Origin of the sequence: Oceanicola sp. 502str15, from assembly GCF_024105635.1 — a bacterium.
Lineage (GTDB): Bacteria > Pseudomonadota > Alphaproteobacteria > Rhodobacterales > Rhodobacteraceae > Vannielia.
Map to the genome: position 1 here is coordinate 1,565,883 of NZ_WYDQ01000001.1, position 20,389 is coordinate 1,586,271.

Genomic DNA, 20,389 nt, shown 5'->3' on the forward strand with positions numbered 1-20,389 from the left:
TCAGCCCTCGGCCTGGGCCTCGCTGCGGCTCTTGCCGGAAACATCCATTGCAAGGGTTGCGGCCATGAAGCCATCGAGATCGCCATCGAGCACGCCGCCGGTGTCGGAGGTCTCGTGGTTGGTGCGCAGGTCCTTCACCATCTGGTAGGGCTGGAGCACGTAGCTGCGGATCTGGTTGCCCCAGCCCGCAGAGCCCTTGCTTTCATGCGCGGCGTTGATCGCCTCGTTGCGCTTGTCGAGCTCCATCTGGTAGAGGCGCGATTTCAGCGCCTTCATGGCGATGTCGCGGTTCTGGTGCTGGGATTTTTCCGAGCTGGTCACGACGATGCCGGTGGGGGCGTGGGTGATCCGCACGGCGGAGTCGGTGGTGTTGACGTGCTGGCCGCCGGCGCCCGAGGAGCGGTAGGTGTCGATGCGGATGTCGGCGGGGTTCACCTCGATCTCGATGTTGTCATCGACCACCGGGTAGACCCAGACCGAGGCGAAGGAGGTTTCGCGGGTGCCCTTGCCGAAGGGGGAGATGCGCACGAGGCGGTGCACGCCGCTCTCGGACTTCAGCCAGCCATAGGCATTGGTGCCGCTGATCTTGTAGGAGACCGACTTGATGCCCGCCTCGGTGCCCGCTTCCTCGGATTGCAGCTCGACCTTGTAGCCACGCTTCTCGGCCCAGCGGACGTACATCCGCTGGAGCATCTGCGCCCAGTCGCAGGCCTCGGTGCCGCCGGCGCCGGCGTTGATCTCGAGGAAGGTGTCGTTGCCGTCGGCCTCGCCGTTCAGCAGCGCCTCGAGCTCCTTGGCGGCGGCGCGCTTTTCCAGCGCGACAAGGGCGTTCTCGGCCTCGGTGACGACCTCGGCGTCATCCTCGGCCTCGCCCATCTCGACCAGCTCGAGGTTGTCGTCGAGCTCCTGGGAGATGGCGTTATAGGTATCGAGGGAGTCGACCAGCATCTGGCGTTCGCGCATGAGCTTCTGCGCCTTGGCCGGGTCGTTCCAGAGATCGGGGTCTTCGGTGCGGGCGTTGAATTCTTCCAGCCGGTGCTGGGCGGTGTCGAGCCCCAGCCGCTGGCCCAGAAGCTCCAGCGATTTTCGTACCGCGTCTGCTGCGTTTTGCGCCTCGGCCCGCATGGGTCTGCCCTTTCTTGTGGTTCGATGTGCCTGATACCGCGTGGGGCGGCGGGGGGCAAGAATGGTGGAGGGGGATGTGGTTGGGTGCGCCTTGCAGTTCAGGTCCAGTCCGCCTCACCGCACCGTTTAGTGGAGGCCAGCCCCCCACACCGCGGCTTTCAGTGGGGAGCCAGCCCCCCACACCGCGGCCTTCAGTGGGGCCAGCCCCCCACACCCCCCGGAGATATTTTCAGCAAGAAAATGAACAGGCGTGGTGCGGGGGGCGGTGCCCTGCCCTCAGTAGAGACCGCCCGAGCTGAGCGAGCCGAAGCTGGCCTTGGGGGCGATACGAGCCTTCTTGCCGGTCGAGGTGGTGACGGTGCGGGACTCGCCGGCATCTTCCTCGCCCTCGGCGAAGAGCGGCAGGTTGGCGCCCATCGCGAAGCCGCCGTCGAGCATGGCGGCCATGCCGAAGATCGGCTCTTCGCCCTCGCGGAAGTACTCGGCCACCACGTTGGGGCCCGAGGCGCTGTCGGAGAGGCGGGCGCCGGTGAAGCGGTCGATCTTCACGAAGTAGCCGCCCGGGGGCACCTGGAACTTGCCGGCGCCGTATTTGGCGATCGCCTGCTTCATGAAGCTGTTGAACACCGGCGCGCACATGCCGCCGCCCGAGGCGCCCGGCATGGTGCGGGGCCGGTCGTAGCCGATGTAGCAGCCCGCCGCGATGGTATTGGTGAAGCCGATGAACCACACGTCCTTGGCATCGTTGGTGGTGCCGGTCTTGCCCGCCACCGGCACGCCGAGGCTGACCGCGCGCCGCGCGGTGCCGCGCTCGACCACGCCCTGCATCATCGAGGTGAGCTGGTAGGCGGTGATCGGGTCGATCGCCTGCTTGCGGTTGGCGCTGATGTGGGGCAGCTCGCCCGGCGCCAGAGAGGCCATCTCGCAGCCGTCGCAGATGCGCTGGTCATGGCGGTAGATCGTGCGGCCCCAGCGGTCCTGCACCCGGTCCACCAGCGTGGGCTCCACCCGCTGGCCGCCGTTGGCGAACATCGAATAGGCCGAGACCATCTTGAACAGCGTCGTCTCCTGCGCCCCCAGCGCATTGGCGAGGAACGGATCGAGCCGGTCATAGACCCCGAAGCTCTCGGCATAGCTGGCGACGGTTTCCATGCCGACCTCCTGCGCGAGGCGGATCGTCATCAGGTTGCGCGACTGCTCGATGCCGGTGCGCAGCGGGGTGGGCCCGTAAAACTTGTGGCTGGCGTTCTTGGGCCGCCACACGCCCTGCGGCGTGTTGATCTCGATCGGGGCGTCCACAACGATGGTGGCGGGGGTGTAGCCGGAATCGAGCGCCGCCGCGTAGACGAAGGGCTTGAACGACGAGCCGGGCTGGCGCGTGGCCTGGGTGGCGCGGTTGAACACCGAATGCTGGTAGGAGAAGCCCCCCTGCATCGCCAGCACGCGGCCGTTTTCCACGTCCATCGCCATGAAGGCACCCTGCACCGAGGGCACCTGCCGCAGGGTCCAGCGGATGAAGGCGCCATCCTCGGTCATCCGGCGCACGTGCACCACGTCGCCGACCTCGAAGTTGTCGTGAAAGTCGCCGCGCAGCCAGGCGATGTCCTTGCGCGGCACCACGGGCGGCTCGGCGCCGTCCATCGGGATGCCCTCGATGCCGAGGCCCAGCTCCTGGTCGCCGACGGTCATCACCACGGCGGGCAGCCACTTGCTTTCAAGCTCCACGTCGCGGGCCACTTCCACCGCGGCCAGCGCCTCGCGCCAGGCGGTCTCGTCGCCCAGCAGCGCGGTGTCGATGGTCTTGCCGGTGCCGTTCCAGCGGCCCAGCCCGCGGTCGTAGCGCTCCAGCGCGCGCTGCAACTCGGCCGCCGCCTTCTGCTGCAGCTCGGGGTCGACGGTGGCGCGAATGGTCAGGCCGCCGCCAAAAAACTCGTCCTCGCCGAAGTTGCGGCTGAGCTGGCGGCGGATCTCGTCGGTGAAGTAGTCGCGCGGCGGGAGCGAGCCCTTGAAGCTGTCGTAATCGCCGTTCTGCACCGAGCGCAGCGGCTCCAGCCGCTCGGACTGGTAGGTCTCGTAGGAGATGTAGCCGTTCTCGTACATCTCCTTCAGCACGAAGTTGCGGCGGTTGGTCGCCAGCTCCTTGTCGCGCACCGGGTGGTAGTTCGAGGGCGCCTTGGGCAGCACCGCAAGATAGGCCGCCTCATGGGGGGCCAGCTCGCCAAGCGTCTTGTTGAAATAGGTCTGCGCGGCGGCGGCCACGCCAAAGCTGTTCTGCCCGAGGAAGATCTCGTTGAGGTAGAGCTCGAGGATCTTTTCCTTGCTCAGCGCGGTCTCGACCCGGCTGGCAAGGATGATTTCCTTGATCTTGCGTTCGGCGGAGCGGTCGGAGGACAGCAGGAAGTTCTTCATCACCTGCTGGGTGATCGTCGAGGCGCCGCGCAGGCGCCCGCCCTTGGCCGCATCGACGGCCGCGGCGATCATGCCCATCGGGTCATAGCCCTTGTGGGTGTAGAAATTCTTGTCTTCCGCCGAGATGAAGGCCTGCTTCACCAGGTCGGGGATTTCGCTGGAGGGGGCGAACAGGCGGCGCTCATGGGCGAACTCGTCCATGATCTGCCCCTCGCCCGAGTAGATCCGGCTGATGGTGGGCGGCGTGTATTGCGCCAGCTGCTCGTGGTTGGGCAGATCGCGGCCATAGATCCAGAAGATCGCGCCAAGCATCAGGGCACCAAAGGCGGCCCCCGTGGTGATCAGCGCAAAAAGTCCGCCGAAGATGCCGGTAAAGAATCTGAGCACGTTGCCTGCTCCATTGCTGCTCCGAGGCCAAGTGTATACGCGAAGGGGCGGCGCGAAGCAAAAGAGATTGCATGACAAATTCGGCCATTTGCCGCTTGGCGGGTCACGGTTTTGCGAGGCTCGCGGCGCTGCGGGCGCGCGGTTGCCGGCGCCCGGTTACTGCCGGATGAGCGCCTTCAGCCGGGCATCCTCCGCCGCCCAGGCCGCCACGCCCTGCGCGATCCCCTCCGCCGCCTGCGCCCGCCACTCGGGCTTTTGCAGCTTTTCCAGCTCGCTGGTGGTCGACAGGAAGGCCGCCTCCAGCAGCACCGCCGGAATGTCGGGCAGCTTCAGCACCGAGAAGTCGGCCGAGCCGAGCGCATGCTTGTGCAGCCGCACCCCCTTGCCGCGCAGGCCCCCCACCATCGCCCGGGCCAGGGCCATGGTGCGCGGGGCGGTCTCGCGCCGGGCGATCTCGAGCAGCGCCTGGGCCACCGCGTCGTCGGTGCCGCTCAGGTCGGCCCCGCCGAGAATGTCGTCGCGGTCGTGCCGGTAGGCCAGCTTGGCCAGCGCCTCGCTCGAGGCCTCGTCGGAGAGCGTGTAGACCTGCGCGCCCCGCGCAATCCCCTCCTCCACCGCGTCGGCGTGGAGCGACAGGAACAGGCCGGCCCCGGCGCGGCGGGCGATGGTCAGCCGGGTTTCCAGCGACACAAAGCTGTCGTCCTCCCGCGTCATCACCACCTCGTAGTCGCCGGCGCGCAGCAGGGCCTCGCGCACGTCGCGGGCGAAGGTCAGCATCAGGTCGGCCTCGGTGATCCCGTCGCGGGTTGCGCCCGGATCGACGCCGCCGTGGCCGGGGTCGAGCACCACCACCAGCTTGCCGCCCGGTGCGGGGCGGCGCTTGGCCGGGGTGCTGGCCGAGGGGGCCGGAAAGGCCTCGCTGCCGCCCTGCCCGCGGGCAACCTGCGCGGCAAATTCCGCCTCGCTGACCGGGGCCAGCACAACCTCCACCCGCGCCGAGCCGTCGGCGGCGCCGGTGATCATCTGTGCGGTGTCGAGCCCGAGCGGGGCGGCGAGTTCGGCCACCAGCCGGGTCCAGCCCGGGCCGACGCGGCCGGTGCGCAGGGCGGTGACGGTTTCCATCGTGGCGAGGTCGGGGGTGCCGAGCGGGGCGAAGTCCACCTCGCGGAAGTCCACCACCAGGCGCGGCGGATCGGCCAGCAACCGCACCCGGTAGGCGACAGGCTGCGAGATCGTCAGGCGCAGCGTCACGCCCTGCCCGCTTTCCTCCAGCCCCGAGCGCGCCGGGTCCACCCGTGCAAGCCCCGAGAACCCCTGCGCCGTCGCGGCGCTCGCAAGGATGGCGCAGCACAGCGCCGCGAAGATGATGGTGAGAGCTGCCCGCATTCTGTCCGCCCGTTTTGCCCGTTCTACACGAGCCCCGCTGCGCCACCAAGCTCTGCCGCATCACGCCCTCGGGAGGCTGCGCAGGCTGAGAGAGTGCGGCGGGTTAACCGGCGCTTCTGTGCGAAAATCGCGTATGCACAGGCTGTGTACGGGTTGTGTACGGGTTGTGCCTCTGGGGTATCATATGGTGCGTTAACCACGTAACCCTCAGTCGCCCAACGGTTTCTTTCCCAAATGCTTGCGCAGACGCGAGGGCGTCGATTTGGTCTTGTTCTTGTAGGGGTTGGCGTCGCCCTGCCCACGGAAGAACAGCCGGATCGGCGTGCCCGGCATGTCAAAATCCTCGCGCAAGCCATTGACCAGATAGCGTTTGTAGCTCTCGGGCAGCTTGTCGGGGAAGGAGCACATCACCACAAAGCCCGGCGGCCGGGTCTTGGCCTGGGTCATGTAGCGCAGCTTGATCCGGCGCCCCCCCGGAGCCGGTGGAGGATGTTGCTCCAACATCCTGATAAGCCAGTCATTTAGCTTGGCCGTGGTGATCCTGCGGTTCCACGTTTCATGGGCTTTCACCACCGCCTGCTGCAACCTGTCGAGCCCCCGGCCCGTCTTGGCCGAAACGGTCACCAGCGGCGCCCCCTTGAGCTGCGGCAGCAGCTTTTCGAACGCCACGCGCAAGCCCTTGAGCTTGGCCTGTTTTTCCGGCTCCAGGTCCCATTTGTTGACGGCCACCACCACGGCGCGGCCCTCGCGCTCGGCAAGGTCGGCAATGCGCAGATCCTGCTGTTCAAACGGGATCGCCGCATCGAGCAGCACCACCACGACCTCGGCAAACTTCACCGCCCGGAGGCCGTCGGACACCGAGAGTTTTTCCAGCTTTTCCTGCACCTTGGCGCGTTTGCGCATACCGGCGGTGTCAAACATCCGGGTCGGCACGCCGTCCCAGTCGAGCGCCAGCGAAATCGAGTCGCGGGTGATGCCGGCCTCGGGACCGGTCAGCAGCCTGTCTTCGCCGACAATCGCGTTGATCAGCGTGGATTTACCGGCGTTCGGACGGCCGACCACAGCCACCTGAAGCGGCTTCTTTTTCGTGGGTTTCCAGGTCTCTGCCTCGTCACCCTCTTCCACCGACACCTCGATTTCGGGGTCTTCATCCGGCTTGTTAAGCGAAATTTCATCAACCACGGGCATCAAGGCAGCCAGAAGGTCCGACATGCCTTCGCCGTGTTCGGCGCTCAGCGGAATGGGGTCGCCCAGCCCGAGGCTCCACGCCTCGATCATGCCGCCCTCGCCCGCCCGGCCCTCGGCCTTGTTGCAGCCGACAAGCACATGGGCGTTCTTGCGGCGCAGGATGTCGGCAAAGACTTCGTCGGTCGGGGTCACACCGGTGCGCGCGTCGATCAGGAAGAGGCAGACGTCGGCCATTTCCACCGCGCGTTCGGTGAGGCGGCGCATCCGTCCCTGAAGGCTTTCGTCGGTCGCCTCCTCGAGTCCGGCGGTGTCGATGACGGTAAAGCGCAGGTCGCCCAGCCGGGCTTCGCCTTCGCGCAGGTCGCGCGTCACACCTGGCTGGTCATCGACCAGCGCCAGCCGCTTGCCAACCAAGCGGTTGAAAAGAGTAGATTTTCCAACGTTGGGGCGACCAACGATGGCAAGTGTGAAGTTCATGTTAACGGTCCGGTGCGGGGCGGTAAGAGCGCCTCATACACGGCTTTCAGCTCAACGGAAAGCCACCAGTTGGCCCTTGCGGTTCACCACGTAGAGCGTTCCGGCCACCACGATCGGGTGCGACGCCGCCCCGCCCGGCAGCTCGACCGCCGAAACCAGCGCGCCGGAGGCCGGGTCAAAGCTGCGGAGCAGCCCGTCGTCCGAGGCCACCCGCAGCAGCCCCCCGGCCAGAATCGGGCCGTAATGGGCGTAAACCGCCTTGCGGCGCCGGGTCTTGCGGGCCGAGAAGGTGGGCAGTTTCACCGACCAGATCGTCTCGCCCGTCGCCGCGCTCAGCCGCACGAGCTGGCTTGCGTCCGAGACCAAGAACACCGAGTCGCCCGCCGGGAACACCGGCGAATAGGCCCCGTCCTGCGCCGTCCAGCGCCGCTCGCCCGTGTTCACATCCAGCGCCACCGTGCGCCCCGACTGGGTGCCGGCGTACACCGTGTTGCCCACCACGACCGGATCGCCGGTCACGTCGGTATAGCCCGTGTAGGCCCGCCCGCGCCGCTCGCCGGCAACGATCTCGCCCCAAGTGCGCACGCCCGAAAGCTTAAGTGCAGCAATGACTTCGCTGGAGCCGAAGGGAAAGATCACGCTGTTCCCGGTCAGGGCCGGACCGGCCCCGCCGACCATCACCGAAGGCGTCGGCGTGCCGGGCATTTCCCACTTGAGCCGCCCGTTGGAGGCGTCGACCGCAAAGGCCCGGCTGTCGCGGCTGACAACGTAAACCGTGCCGCCCTCGACCGTCGGCGTGCCCTGCACAGGCCCGTCGAACTGCTGGCGCCAGCGCAGCCCGCCGGTGGCCACGTCGAGCGCCAGGAGCTGGCCGTAACCGCTTGCAACATAAAGGGTATTGCCCGAAACCGCGAGCCCGCCGCCAGAGGCGTCCTGGGTCCGGTCGCGGGCCGGGGTGATGTCGGTGGACCACAGCACGGCCCCGCCGGTCGACACGGCAGAGACCTGCGCCCGGCTGTCCATGGTGAAGATCCGGCCACCCGAAGCGACCGGGTCGGCCGTGATCCGCGCCTTGCGGCTATTGCCCTGCCCGATGTTGGCCCGCCAGACCGACGCCACCGAGCGCGCGAGCGCCGGGTGCTGGATGCGATGCTGCGGGCCGCCGCCACGGTGGGTCCATTCGCCATGGTTCACGGGGGCGGGCAGCGAGATCGGAGCGGATCCGCGATAAATCGGGGCAGTGCCGCCCTTCGGGTCCGAGACGCCAACCGCCTCGCGAATCCCGATGCGTTTGCCGGGCAAGGGCTGTTCGCCGCCGCCACAGCCCGAAAGAAGGGCCAGGATCGCGCCTGTGGTGATCCACGTCGTTGCTGCTCTCACGGCTTTTGCCTTCCTTGCCCCGTCACACGTTCCTGCGCCGCGCCTCTTGGTCGCGGGCGCCGGTCCGGTCAGCCCTGTTCGGGCTTTCCTCCCAATGCCACAATCACTTGCAGGAGGCGCTCTTGCAAGCCCCGGGTCAACCCGTCCTCCTCCACAAGCGCCTCTGCCGCGGCCAGTGCCGCGTCGCGTTCGCCCGCTTCGATCAACACGTATACCTGCTGTTCCCGCGCCATCTGCGCCATCGGAGAGGCCGAGCTGGCCAGCCCGTCGAGCAGGGTCTTGCGGGTGTCGGCCTCCAGCGCGTCGGGGCCGAGCATTACCGCCTTCAACGCGGCGAGGTCGCGCCACGGCTGCGGCAGGCTGGCGTCATTGGCCACGGCCAACAGCTTCTCCCCTGCCCCGGCCGGATCGTCCTTGCCCTGTGCCTCGGCGGCTTCGAGCAGGTCGAGCACGGCGGCAAATTCTCCGGTGGCATCAATGCCTTCGAGCGCGGCCAGCCGGGCATCGCCCTCTTCGGCCTCCAGCGCAACCAGCACCGCATCGCCGCGGGCTTCGGCCTCGGCCCGGGCGGTGGCGCGCTGCCACTCGAACCAGGCCGCGCCGCCCACAAGCGCCACGATCACAAGGATCGGAATCCAGCCATACCGGCGCATCAGCCGGAACAGCTTGTCACGCCGCAGCTCTTCGTTGACTTCGTCGATGAAGCTTTCGCTTTCGCTCATCTGCCTGCCTTCTTCCCCGCTGCCGGGTCTGCGCCCCGCAAGATCGCTGCTTCTTACCCGGAAATGCGCCCCAATGCCAAGGGGCTTGGCACGCCGCCCGGGCGGCCGCTGTTGCCCGATGTCAGCAGGGCGCGGGGCGCGGCCAACTGCCGCTTGCGCGGCGGGAATGACATCGCTAAACTAAACCAAACGGTTCAGGACAGCTCAGGCTTCAATCCGCCCGGGCTTTCTGCACCAGCGAAGGAATGTTGGGGCGCAGTGCGCCCCATTGTTGCAAGGAAGGACCGCCAATGCGGCTGTTTTCGATCCTCCTCGCGCTCTGCGTTGCAGCGGCGCTCTATCTCGTGGTGATGCAGCGCGATGTGTTGCTTTCTGTGGCAGGAGGCGGCGAGGCCGAGGCTCCGGCCTCCGAAACGGCGCCCGAAGCGCCGAGATCGGTCGAGGAAGACGGCACCGGCGCGGGCGCGACGCGGGTTGTTTCGGTCATGGCGATCGACAGCGAGGCCCGCGAGGTCGACAGCGCGGTCATCACCCGGGGCCGCACCGAGGCGGCGCGGCAGGTGACGGTGCGGGCCGAAACGCCGGGCCAGATTGTCTCGGAGCCGCTGCGCAAGGGCGCTTTCGTGGAGGCCGGGCAGATGCTTTGCGTGATCGACGCCGGCACCCGCGAGACCCAGCTTGCGCAGGCCGAGGCCCAGCTTGCCTCCGCCCGCGCCGGCCTGCCGGAATCACTGGCCCGCGTGGCCGAGGCCGAGGCCGCGCTGGAAGAGGCCGAGATCAACGACCGCGCCGCAAGCCAGCTTTCCGAGGGCGGCTACGCCTCCGAAACCCGCGTGGCCGCGACCAAGGCCGCGGTCTCTTCGGCCCGCGCCGCCGTTCAGGCCGCGCAATCGGGCGTCGAGGGGGCCAAGAGCCAGGTCCAGACCGCCGAAGCCGCCGTGGCGACGGCCCAGAAGGACATCGACCGCCTGACCATCACCGCGCCCTTCTCGGGCCTGCTGGAGAGCGACAGCGCCGAGCTGGGCGTGCTGCTTCAGTCTGGCTCCGATTGCGCCACCATCCTCCAGCTCGACCCGATCAAGCTGGTGGGCTTCGTGCCCGAAACCGAGGTGTCGCGGGTCAAGGTCGGGGCCAAGGCCGGCGCGCGGCTGGCCACGGGCGAGGAGGTCACGGGCGAGGTCACCTTCCTGTCGCGCTCCGCCGATGCCCAGACCCGCACTTTCCGCGTGGAGGTGCAGGTGCCCAATGCCGACCTCGAGATCCGCGACGGCCAGACGGCCGAAATCGTGATCTCCGCCGCGGGCGCCAAGGCACACCTGCTGCCGCAATCCTCGTTGACGCTCGATGACGGCGGCGCGCTCGGCGTGCGCTGGGTCGATGAGGAGAACACGGCGCGCTTTGCCCCGGTCACGGTGCTGCGCGACACCGTCGACGGCATCTGGGTGACGGGCCTGCCGGAGACGGCACGGGTCATCACCCGTGGGCAGGAATATGTGGTAGAGGGTGTTCCGGTGAAGGTCACGCTCGAGGAGCTTACGCAATGACCGGCATTGTCGATTGGGCCGCCGCCCGCGCCCGGATGATCCTTGCCTTCGTGGCAATGTCGATCCTCGTGGGCTGGGCCACCTACCTCAGCCTCCCCAAGGAGGGCGAGCCGGATATCGAAATTCCGGCGGTTTTCGTGTCGGTCCCCTTCCCCGGCATCTCGGCCACCGATGCCGAGAAAATGCTGGTCAAGCCGATGGAAACCGAGCTTTCCGACCTCGACGGCCTCAAGACCATGACCGGCGTGGCCACCGAGGGTTATGCCAACGTGGTGCTGGAGTTCGAGTTCGGCTGGGACAAGTCGGCCACGCTGGCCGATGTGCGCGCCGCCATGAACACGGCAGAGGCGAACTTTCCCTCCGGGGCAGACAATTACACCATCGGCGAGATCAACTTTTCCGAGTTCCCGATCATCATCGTCAACCTCACCGGCGCCCTGCCCGAGCGCACGCTGGTGAAGGTGGCCAAGGATCTGCAGGACAGCCTGGAGGGGCTCGAGCCCGTGCTCGAGGCCTCGCTGGCCGGGCACCGCGACGAGATGCTCGAGGTCGTGATCGACCCGCTGAAGCTTGAAAGCTACAACGTCACCGCCGCCGAGCTGATCAACGTGGTGGTCAACAACAACCAGCTCATCGCCGCCGGCGAGATCGAAACCCCGAGCGGTGCCTTCTCGGTGAAGATCCCGGCCAGTTTCGAAGACGGTCAGGACGTCTACGACCTGCCGGTCAAGGTGAACGGCGACAGCATCGTGACCCTTGGCGATCTGGCCGATATCCGCCTCACTTTCGAAGACCGCGTGGGCACCGCCCGCTTCAACGGGGTCAACACCGTTGCGCTGCAGGTCTCCAAGAAGAAGGGCTACAACATCATCGACACCGCCGCCGCGATCCGCGCCACGGTGGATGCCGAGATGGCCAAGTGGCCGCCCGAGCTGCGCGACGCGATCCAGGTCGGCACCTCCAACGACCAGAGCCGCGTGGTGAAGTCGATGGTGGCCCAGCTCGAGGGCTCGGTGATGACCGCCATCGCGTTGGTGGCCATCGTCGTGCTGGCCGCGCTCGGCATCCGCCCCGCCATGCTGGTGGGCATCGCCATTCCGATCAGCTTCCTGCTCTGCTTCGTGTTCCTCTCGATCATGGGCATCACCGTGTCCAACATCGTGATGTTCGGCCTGATCCTCGCGGTGGGGATGCTGGTGGACGGGGCCATCGTGGTGGTGGAATACGCCGACAAGCGAATATCCGAGGGCGTCGGGCCGATGCATGCCTATGTCGAGGCGGCAAAGCGGATGTTCTGGCCCATCGTCAGCTCTACGGCGACCACGCTCTGCGCCTTCCTGCCCATGCTGTTCTGGCCCGGTGTGGCCGGGCAGTTCATGGGGATGCTGCCGGTCACGCTGATCTTCGTGCTCTCGGCCTCGCTGCTGGTGGCGCTGGTCTACCTGCCGGTGCTGGGCGGCGTTTCGGGCCGGATGAGCCGCTCGTTCCACGGCGCGTCGCAGGCCCTTCGGCGCCTGCCGTGGTGGGTGCGCGCGGTGCTGGTGGTGCCTTCGCTCTACCTGCTGTTCATCGCTGCTCTCCAGTGCATCAACCCGGGCTACCTCTTCGGCGGCGAGTCTCCCCTGCCCGGGATGGCCGCCATGCTGCCGGGCCTCGTGCTGTTCGTGCTGGCCGCCTTCCTTGCCACCATCACCCTGACAGCCGCCAAGCTCGAGCGGGCACCCAAGCGGGTCTCCTCGGGGCATCGCCGCACCGCCTTCGGCTGGCTGATCAAGCTGATCGCGGGCAACCCGGTGATGCCGCTCGTCACCGTGGCGGCGGTCGTGGGTTTTGTGGTTTTCACCTTCGGCTACTACGGAGCGAACAACAACGGCGTCGATTTCTTTGTCGAGAGCGAGCCCGAGCAGGCGATCGTCTATGTGCGCGCCCGGGGCAACCTGTCGCTCGAAGAGAAGGACCTGATGGTGAAGGAGGTCGAAGATACGATCTCCCACATCCCGGGCATCGAAAGCGCGTTTTCCTTCGCCGGCGAGGGCGGGCTGAACTCCAACACCGGCGGCAGCCAGGCGCCGCTCGATACGGTGGGGCAGATCCAGCTCGAGTTGATCCCGTGGGAAGATCGCCCCGAATATGCCCGCACCCATGATGTGCCGCTGGCCGAGCTTGATGGCGACGTGATCCTCGAGAAGATCGAGCAGGCCGTGCTCGACATTCCTGGCATCCAACCCGAAATCCTCAACCTCGCCATGGGCCCCGGTTCGGGCAAGCCCATTCACCTGCGCCTGTCGGGCGACGACTTTGCCGCGCTCGAAGAGGCCGTGGGCACCGTGCGCGCGGAGTTCGAAAGCCTGCCCGGCATCATCGACCTCGAAGACACCACCCCCCTGCCCGGCATCGACTGGCAGATCGACGTGGACGTGGAAAAGGCCGGGCGCTACGGAGCCGATGTGGCCACCGTGGGCGCGATGGTGCAGCTGGTGACGCGCGGCATCCTGCTCGACACCATGCGGGTCGACAGCTCGGACGAAGAGATCGAGATCCGGGTGCGCCTGCCCTATGAAGATCGCGTGCTTTCCACGCTTGATGAGCTGAAGGTGCGCACCGCGGGCGGGCTGGTTCCGCTGTCCAACTTCATCAGCCGCCAGCCGGTGCCCAAGATCGGCCGCATCGACCGGGTCGATCAGCGCCGGGTCTACGACGTGAAGGCCGATGTGGCCGCCGGGCTGACCAAGTTGGTCGAGGGTGAAGGCGAAGAGGCCAAGACGCTGGCCGTCGTTCCCGCCGAAGAGGCCGATGCGCTGATTGCGCCGGGCGGGCGCTATGCCGGGGCGAGCAAGATCGCCGTCAACGCCAACGAGCGCATCGGGGTCATCACCGAATGGCTCTCGGGCGAGGAAAGCCCCCTGCCCCTCGGGATCGACTGGGAGTGGACCGGCGACCAGGAAGACCAGGAAGAGAGCGGCCAGTTCCTGATGAGCGCCTTCGGCATGGCGCTGGGGATGATGTTCATCATCCTGCTGGCACAGTTCAACAGCTTCTATAATTCGGTGCTGGTGCTTCTGGCCGTGGTGCTCTCGACCGCCGGGGTGCTCTGGGGGATGCTGCTGCTCGGTCAGCCCTTCTCGATCATCATGACCGGCACCGGGATCGTGGCGCTGGCCGGGATCGTAGTGAACAACAACATCGTCCTGATCGACACCTATCAGGAGTTCTCGGCCTACATGCCCCGTCTCGAGGCGGTGATCCGCACCGCCGAGGCGCGCCTGCGTCCGGTGCTGCTGACCACCATCACCACGATGGCCGGCCTGACACCGATGATGCTGGGTCTGTCGCTGGATTTCGTGAATGGCGGCTACTCGCTCGACAGCCCCACCGCGCTCTGGTGGAAGCAGCTGGCAACGGCGGTGGTCTTCGGGCTCGGCACGGCAACGATCCTGACGCTGGTGTTCACCCCCTCGATGCTGGCCCTGCGGATCTGGGCCTCCAAGGGCGCCTATTGGGGCCTGCGCGGGATCGGCTCGGTCACGCTCGGCCGCTCCAGCCGGATCGCCCGCGACGCCTCGCTGGCCCGGGCCGCGCATCGGGTGAAGAGCCCCGAAATCATCTGGTCGGAGGAGGCCCTGCCCGAAGTGGTCGCGGAGCCTCAGGCGGCGCCCGAGGCCAAGCAGGAAGCGGAGGAGAAGGCCGCAGATTCCGCGCCCGAGAAGCCTGCCGACGCCGGCTCAGAGGCCAAGGACGCCGCGGGCGGGGATGACAGCGACAAGGACGGCGAGGACAAGTCCACCCCACCCCACATCCGCGCAGCCGAGTAACCGCTCAGGGCGCGCCATGAAGGCGCGCCCTGCACATTCGCCTTAGCCAAGAGCGCAACCTTCAGGCGGCCTCGTCGCGCAATTGCTGCGCCCAGAGCGAAGCGTATTTGCCGTTCTGCACCAGAAGTTCGGCGTGGCTGCCCCGCTCCACCACCTCGCCCGCATCGAGCACGATGATCTCATCCGCCCCGGCCACGGTGCTGAGGCGGTGGGCGATGGTCAGCACCGTGCGCCCCTCTGCCGCCCGCGCCAATGCGCCCTGGATCTTCTGCTCGGTCTCGGTGTCGAGCGCCGAGGTGGCCTCGTCGAGTAGCAGGATGGCGGGGTTCTTCAGCATGGTGCGGGCAATGCCGACCCGCTGCTTTTCCCCGCCCGAAAGCTTCAGCCCGCGCTCGCCCACGGTTGTCTCGTAGCCTTGGGGCAGGCTCTCGATGAAGTCGTGGATGCGGGCGGATTTGGCCACCTCCACGATCTCCTCCATGCTCGCCTCGGGGCGACCGTAGGCGATGTTGTAGAGGATCGTGTCGTTGAACAGCACCGTATCCTGCGGCACCACGCCGATGGCATCGTGCAGGCTTTCCTGACTGACATCGCGAATGTCCTGCCCGTCGATCAGGATCGCCCCGCCCGTGACGTCGTAGAAGCGGAACAGCAGGCGCCCGATGGTGCTCTTGCCCGCGCCCGAGGCCCCCACGATGGCAAGGCTGCGCCCGGCAGGCACGGTGAAGCTGACGCCTTTCAGGATGCCGCGTTCGGCGTCATAGCCAAAGCGCACATCCTCGAACCGCACCTCGGCCCCCTTCACGGCCAGCGCCCCTGCCCCGGGCTTGTCGGCAACCTCTGTGGGCTGGCCGAGCAGGGTGAACATCTCGCCCATGTCCACCAGCGCCTGGCGGATTTCGCGGTAGACCGAGCCGAGAAAGTTGAGCGGCACGGTGATCTGGATCATGTAGGCGTTGACCATGACGAAATCGCCCACTGTCAGGGTGCCGTTCTGCACGCCCAGCGCCGCCATCACCATCACGCCGACGAGGCCGCCGGTGATGAGCACGGATTGCCCGAAGTTTAGGAACCCGAGCGAGTAGTTGGTGCGGATTGCGGCGTTCTCGTAGCCCGCCATCGCGCTGTCGTAGCGCTCGGCTTCGCGCCGCTCGGCCCCGAAGTACTTGACGGTTTCGAAGTTCAGCAGACTGTCGATCGCCTTCTGGTTTGCTTCGGTGTCGCTGTCGTTCATCTGCTGGCGAATCTTCACCCGCCACTCGGTGACCTTGAAGGTGAACCAGACGTAGAGAGCGATGGTGACGACCAGTACGCCGAGATAGCGCAGGTCGAAAACCCAGGCGAGGATGATGCAGACCAGCAGCAGCTCAAGGATCAGCGGGCCGATGGAAAACAGCATGAAGCGCAGCAGGAATTCCACCCCCTTCACCCCGCGCTCGATGATCCGGCTGAGCCCGCCGGTGCGGCGGGTGATGTGGTAGCGCAGGCTGAGGGCGTGGATGTGGTTGAAGGTTTCCAGCGCCAGACGCCGCAGCGCCCGCTGCCCGACACGGGCAAAGAAGGCATCGCGGAGCTGCTGGAAGCCCACCGTCAGCAGACGCGCCATGCCGTAGGCCACCGTGAGAGAGACCGCCGTAAGCCCGATCAGCAGGCCGGTGGAGGGGGCATCGCCCGCAAGTTGGTCGACCGCGGCCTTGTAGAAGAACGGCGTGGCGACCGAGATCAGCTTGGAGGTCAGCAGGGCGACCAACGACAGCACCACCCCCGTTTTCAGCCCGGTTTCCCCCTCCGGCCAGAGGTAGGGCGCCACGCGGGCAATGATCTCCCACCCGTTTCCGGGGGTCTTGGGGTTTGGCTTGGCCATGGGCCTGGCGCACCTCTCAGGGTCGTGAACGTTCGCCCGAACCTAGGGTGTGTTTCGGTGGCGTCCAGCCCGAAGGTTCAATCGGGCAGGTCGAAGATCTGACCGGGGTAGATCAGGTCCGGGTCGCGGATCTGGCCGCTGTTGGCTTCGAGCACCTTGTGCCACGACATGCCGTCGCCATAGCGGTCCGAGGCGATGGCCCAGAGCGAGTAACCCGGCTGCACGGTAATCACCGACACGGCCAGCCCTTCCGGGTCCGTTGCGGCGGGCGCGCTGCGGGCAAGGGCCGCCTCGCTCTCGCGCAGGAAAGGGGTTTCGAACCGCCCTGTCACGCTGCCATCGCCGGCGAGCTGGTCCACCCGCAGGGTGTAGGTGCCGGGGCTGACGCCGTTCAGCTCGGCCTCCCATGTGCCGTCCTGCTCGAGCGGGGCCATGGCGATGGGGGCGTTGTCGAGATAGATCCGCAGATCCGAAGGCCCGCCGGTGCCGCGCCCGGCGAGAGTGACGCCGCTGTCGGAATAGCCGATGGTTTCGACCCTGAGAGGCACAGTGGCGGCGCTGGACGAGGGCTGGATCACCTTCAGCCCTTCGCCGGAGGCCACCAGAAGCTGGGGCGCGGTGGAGGTCACAGTGGGCGCGGTCTGTGCCGTCTGGCTTTGCGCAACGGGCTCGGCCGGGGCGGCCTGCGGGGTTTCGGCGGGCACGGCGGCGGTGTCGATTGGGGGGCTTGCGGGCGTTTCGACAGGCAGGTCCGTGGGCTCGGACGGAAGGTCGGCGGCTGGCTCGGGCGTGGTGGTGTCGGTTGCGGCGACCTCGGCCGATGCCGTGACGGCGCCGGTGCTGGCGGGCTGGGTCTGCGGGGTATCCTGAGCGATGGTTTCCGTGGTTCCGGTGTTGACCGGGGCCGTATCTTCCTGCGTCGGCGTGGCAAGCTCGGTGGCCTCCGCCGCATCGCTGGCGGGCGTGCTTGGCGCGGTGTCGGGGGCGGCATCCGTGGCGGCGGCAAGCCCGGTATCGAGGGAGGAGGCCCCTGTGGCCTGCGATTGCTGCGCGGCAGGCGGTGTGTCCTGCGCCTCGGGTTCTGGTGTTTGACTGGCTTCGGCGGTTTCGACCTCGGCCTCAGCCTCGGTGCCCGCGGGCCTGTCCTCCGCTGAGGTTCCTGTGGCATCTGCACTGGCAACCGCCTCGGACACCTGCGGCGCGGCGGCGACGATCACGCTGGCCTCCGAGCGGCGCTCGCCGTTGGCGGTCAGCGTCAGGATCTGGGGGGCGGGGCCGGGCTGGATGGTGGTCAGGATCACGAAGGCCCCCTGCCCGTCTGCCTCGGCTTCGGCGATGGCGGTGCCGTCGAGCAGGAGCGAGATGTTGTCGCCCGGCGCGGCGGTGCCGGCGATGACCGAGGCGCCATCGGGTTCGATCCGCACGAGGTCGAAGCCCGGCAGGGTGGTGGCGGTGCTTTCGGCGGGTGCGTCTACGGTGGGATTGTCAGCTGGTTTATCGGTGGAGGTCTCTGCTGCGGCACTCTCCACCGCTTCAGGGCTTGCGGTTTCGGCAGGTGTCTCTGCGGTGGCGGTATCCTCGGGGCCCCCGGCGTTATCACCCTGAGCAGCCGCATCAGCGGCGTCAATGCCCTCCCCACTCCCGGTCACTTCGGCAGGCCCGGTTTCGCCAGCCGCCTCTTCCACCGGCTGCGGCGTTTCAGGGGCCAGACCGCCGCCCTGCCAGAGCCAAAGGCCAAGCCCGGCCAGCGCGAGTGCGGCAGCCGTAAGACCTCCCCGAAAGACGGGAGAGAGGGAATTCCAAGCCGACATTGCCCTTCCTCGATACAATCTCGTTGCGCCCGCCTTCCGGGGCGGGTTGAGCAACCATAGACACAGGGCTATCACGGGTCAAAACACTCCACCGATATAACGGTTCTTTTCAGAACTGCGCCCCAAACTCCCCAATACAGGACATTGCCATGACAGCCCCCCTCTCGCTTTGCGTCTACTGCGGCTCCCGAGACGGCGCCGACCCGGCCTATGCCGAGGCCGCCGAAGCGGTTGGCGCCGCGATTGCCGAGCGCGGCTGGCGGCTGGTTTATGGTGCGGGCGACGTGGGGCTGATGGGCCGGGTTGCGCGCACGGCGCAGGCTGGCGGGGCCGAGACCTTCGGCGTCATCCCGACCCACCTGCTGCAACGCGAGGTGGGCAAACGCGACCTCACCACCTTCATCGTGACCGAAACGATGCACGAGCGGAAGAAAGTGATGTTCATGAACGCCGATGCTGTGGTGGTGCTGCCGGGGGGCGCGGGCTCGCTGGACGAACTGTTCGAAGTGCTCACCTGGCGCCAGCTCGGGCTGCACCAGAAGCCGATCTACCTGCTCAATGTCGAGGGCTACTGGAACAAGCTGCTGGAGCTGGTGGATCATGTCATCACCAGCGGGTTTGCCGGTGATGACATTCGGGGGTTTCTCACGCCGGTCGACAGCGTGGATGCGCTGCTGGCGGAGCTCGATCGGGCCTAGGCGGCGGCCAGCTCACCCTTCACGATCTTCTCGATCTCTTCGACCGGGTGGTTGGTGAGGGTCTTGGGCACCTCGCCCACGACCTTGTCCGTCACCTCCTGGTGCAGCACCTTGCGCAGATCGCCCAGAACTTGCGGGCTGCACGCCAGCACGATGCGGTCGAACTCGCCGCGGTGGGCCTTCTCGTAGAGCAGGTCGGCGAGGTCGGAGGCAAAGCGGTGCTTCGCCAGCTCGTGCCAATCGGTGTCATCGAGGGCCGAGCGTTGCCCCTGCCCCCCGTCTGCCATGCGCCCGGGGCGGTTTGCGCCCTGCTCACGGTCGGAGGGGTTGTCCTGCTTTTCCTTGCCGGAGACGACGAGATAGGGATCTTCGGCGTCGGTGACATTGTGCAGGAACAGGGCCTTTTCGCTGTCGGCCACCATCACCCAGGTGCCTTGCGCCAAACCGGTCATTGATCGCCCTCCTCTTTCTCCATCGACTTCGTCACACGGGTCTTGCCCGCCGGGCGCTCGTTTGCGCGCTTGTACTCGTCGAGGCTGGCCACGTTGCGCGCCAGCTCGCCGCCCTTGCGGCCGCCGTGGGACACTTCGCCCTCGGCGCCCAGCACATTGTCGGTATCGCGGCTCATGTCGTTGGATCTCTTGCGTTCTGCCATTGAACTATCCTCCTTTGACAGTTCAACGGGCGGGCGGCAGGGCGGGTTCCTCGAAATGAAAGGCGCGACGCCCGTTTCGGGGCATCGCGCCTGAAGGTCAGCGGTGCACCGCGCAGGGGCGCGGCGCGCTGTAGGGTGTTACATCCGCGAGGCGACGTTTTCCCAGTTCACCAGCTTGTCGAGGAAGTTGCTGAGGTAAGCCGGGCGCTTGTTGCGGAAGTCGATGTAATAGCTGTGCTCCCAGACATCGCAGCCCAGCAGCGCGGTCTGGCCGAAGCAGAGCGGGTTCACGCCGTTCTCGGTTTTGGTCACTTTCAGGCCGCCATCGGTGTCTTTCACCAGCCAGCACCAGCCCGAGCCGAACTGGCCCGCACCGGCGGCGGAGAACTCTTCCTTGAACTTGTCGACGGAGCCGAAGCTCTCGGTGATCGCTTTCTCAAGCTCGCCGGGCATGGCCGAATTGCCGGGGCCCATCATCTCCCAGAACTGGTTGTGGTTCCAGAACTGCGAAGCGTTGTTGAAGATGCCGTTCTGGGCAACGGCGGAAGCATCGTAGGTGCCCTTGATGATCTCTTCGACGGATTTGCCTTCCCACTCGGTCCCGGCAATCGCCTTGTTGCCGTTGTCGACATAGGCCTTGTGGTGGATGTCGTGGTGATACTCGAGGGTTTCCTTCGACATGCCGAGATCAGCGAGCGCATCGTGGGCATAGGGGAGATCGGGAAGTTCGAAAGCCATTGGAGGTTCCTCTCAGTCCTTTAAATTTCGTTACCGGGATAAAGAGCGCGCTGGGGGGCGAGGTCAAGGGCAGCACCGCGCAAAACGCTGTGGCGGCTACGCAATTATTGGCGCGCAAAGCGAAACTATGCCGAGCCAAGGGGTGACTTCATGGCCCCGGTGCGTATGGTGATGGCGAACCGGCCGGTCGAGC

Annotated in this window: 14 protein-coding genes; 3 read left to right on the forward strand and 11 right to left on the reverse strand. The window is 66.9% G+C overall.

The window, feature by feature from the left end; translation table 11 throughout:
• The 6 genes from prfB to GTH22_RS07595 form a co-directional block, all read right to left on the reverse strand.
• Complete coding sequence (gene prfB, locus GTH22_RS07570; RefSeq protein ID WP_252944416.1) at positions 1-1,125, reverse strand: peptide chain release factor 2; 1,125 nt, start codon at positions 1,123-1,125, stop codon at positions 1-3.
• Between the two features lie 276 nt (positions 1,126-1,401).
• Complete coding sequence (locus tag GTH22_RS07575) at positions 1,402-3,921, reverse strand: PBP1A family penicillin-binding protein (protein WP_252944418.1); 2,520 nt, start codon at positions 3,919-3,921, stop codon at positions 1,402-1,404.
• A gap of 156 nt (positions 3,922-4,077) precedes the next feature.
• Complete coding sequence (locus GTH22_RS07580) at positions 4,078-5,307, reverse strand: N-acetylmuramoyl-L-alanine amidase (RefSeq protein ID WP_252944420.1); 1,230 nt, start codon at positions 5,305-5,307, stop codon at positions 4,078-4,080.
• A gap of 207 nt (positions 5,308-5,514) precedes the next feature.
• Positions 5,515-6,972 (reverse strand): ribosome biogenesis GTPase Der, encoded by a 1,458-nt coding sequence (gene der / locus GTH22_RS07585; RefSeq protein ID WP_252944422.1) that lies wholly within the window; start codon positions 6,970-6,972, stop codon positions 5,515-5,517.
• Positions 6,973-7,023: 51 nt separating this feature from the next.
• Positions 7,024-8,352, reverse strand: a complete 1,329-nt coding sequence (locus GTH22_RS07590; RefSeq protein ID WP_252944424.1) for a PQQ-binding-like beta-propeller repeat protein — start codon at positions 8,350-8,352, stop codon at positions 7,024-7,026.
• Between the two features lie 68 nt (positions 8,353-8,420).
• Positions 8,421-9,074 carry a hypothetical protein gene (locus GTH22_RS07595; protein ID WP_252944425.1) on the reverse strand — a complete coding sequence of 218 codons (654 nt, stop codon included), beginning with the start codon at positions 9,072-9,074 and terminating at the stop codon, positions 8,421-8,423.
• Positions 9,075-9,364: 290 nt separating this feature from the next.
• On the opposite strand from GTH22_RS07595, the gene GTH22_RS07600 reads away from it, so the two are divergent.
• Positions 9,365-10,618: an efflux RND transporter periplasmic adaptor subunit gene (locus tag GTH22_RS07600; RefSeq protein WP_252944426.1), complete on the forward strand. Its 1,254-nt coding sequence runs from the start codon at positions 9,365-9,367 to the stop codon at positions 10,616-10,618.
• Entirely contained in the window at positions 10,615-14,430 is a 3,816-nt protein-coding gene (locus tag GTH22_RS07605; RefSeq protein ID WP_252944429.1) for an efflux RND transporter permease subunit, read from the forward strand. Before GTH22_RS07600 ends, GTH22_RS07605 begins: the two co-directional genes overlap by 4 nt.
• Before the next feature lie 61 nt (positions 14,431-14,491).
• On the opposite strand, the gene GTH22_RS07610 is transcribed toward GTH22_RS07605, so the two are convergent.
• Positions 14,492-16,294 carry an ABC transporter ATP-binding protein/permease gene (locus GTH22_RS07610; RefSeq protein WP_252944431.1) on the reverse strand — a complete coding sequence of 601 codons (1,803 nt, stop codon included), beginning with the start codon at positions 16,292-16,294 and terminating at the stop codon, positions 14,492-14,494.
• A 77-nt stretch (positions 16,295-16,371) separates the two neighbouring features.
• Entirely contained in the window at positions 16,372-18,105 is a 1,734-nt protein-coding gene (locus GTH22_RS22080; protein WP_256471564.1) for a LysM peptidoglycan-binding domain-containing protein, read from the reverse strand.
• A gap of 149 nt (positions 18,106-18,254) precedes the next feature.
• Here GTH22_RS22080 and GTH22_RS07620 point away from each other — a divergent pair, with 149 nt between their 5' ends.
• Positions 18,255-18,803: a TIGR00730 family Rossman fold protein gene (locus GTH22_RS07620; protein WP_252944432.1), complete on the forward strand. Its 549-nt coding sequence runs from the start codon at positions 18,255-18,257 to the stop codon at positions 18,801-18,803.
• Here the strand turns inward: GTH22_RS07620 and GTH22_RS07625 are convergent.
• The 3 genes from GTH22_RS07625 to GTH22_RS07635 form a co-directional block, all read right to left on the reverse strand.
• Complete coding sequence (locus GTH22_RS07625) at positions 18,800-19,255, reverse strand: host attachment family protein (protein ID WP_252944434.1); 456 nt, start codon at positions 19,253-19,255, stop codon at positions 18,800-18,802. The two genes, GTH22_RS07620 and GTH22_RS07625, sit on opposite strands and share 4 nt — an antisense overlap.
• A complete protein-coding gene (locus GTH22_RS07630) occupies positions 19,252-19,458 on the reverse strand; it encodes a hypothetical protein (RefSeq protein ID WP_252944436.1) in 207 nt (68 codons plus the stop codon). The genes GTH22_RS07625 and GTH22_RS07630 overlap by 4 nt, the downstream gene beginning before the upstream one ends.
• 138 nt (positions 19,459-19,596) lie before the next feature.
• A complete protein-coding gene (locus GTH22_RS07635; protein WP_252944438.1) occupies positions 19,597-20,196 on the reverse strand; it encodes a superoxide dismutase in 600 nt (199 codons plus the stop codon).
• Positions 20,197-20,389 lie beyond the last annotated feature (193 nt).

Bases quoted from the DNA above. Each gene is read 5' to 3' on its own strand.
- prfB (WP_252944416.1), bottom strand. From the start codon at position 1,125: ATGCGGGCCGAGGCGCAAAACGCAGCAGACGCGGTACGAAAATCGCTG.
- GTH22_RS07580 (WP_252944420.1), bottom strand. From the start codon at position 5,307: ATGCGGGCAGCTCTCACCATCATCTTCGCGGCGCTGTGCTGCGCCATC.
- der (WP_252944422.1), bottom strand. From the start codon at position 6,972: ATGAACTTCACACTTGCCATCGTTGGTCGCCCCAACGTTGGAAAATCT.
- GTH22_RS07595 (WP_252944425.1), bottom strand. From the start codon at position 9,074: ATGAGCGAAAGCGAAAGCTTCATCGACGAAGTCAACGAAGAGCTGCGG.
- GTH22_RS07600 (WP_252944426.1), top strand. From the start codon at position 9,365: ATGCGGCTGTTTTCGATCCTCCTCGCGCTCTGCGTTGCAGCGGCGCTC.
- GTH22_RS07605 (WP_252944429.1), top strand. From the start codon at position 10,615: ATGACCGGCATTGTCGATTGGGCCGCCGCCCGCGCCCGGATGATCCTT.
- GTH22_RS07610 (WP_252944431.1), bottom strand. From the start codon at position 16,294: ATGGCCAAGCCAAACCCCAAGACCCCCGGAAACGGGTGGGAGATCATT.
- GTH22_RS22080 (WP_256471564.1), bottom strand. From the start codon at position 18,105: ATGTCGGCTTGGAATTCCCTCTCTCCCGTCTTTCGGGGAGGTCTTACG.
- GTH22_RS07620 (WP_252944432.1), top strand. From the start codon at position 18,255: ATGACAGCCCCCCTCTCGCTTTGCGTCTACTGCGGCTCCCGAGACGGC.
- GTH22_RS07625 (WP_252944434.1), bottom strand. From the start codon at position 19,255: ATGACCGGTTTGGCGCAAGGCACCTGGGTGATGGTGGCCGACAGCGAA.
- GTH22_RS07630 (WP_252944436.1), bottom strand. From the start codon at position 19,458: ATGGCAGAACGCAAGAGATCCAACGACATGAGCCGCGATACCGACAAT.
- GTH22_RS07635 (WP_252944438.1), bottom strand. From the start codon at position 20,196: ATGGCTTTCGAACTTCCCGATCTCCCCTATGCCCACGATGCGCTCGCT.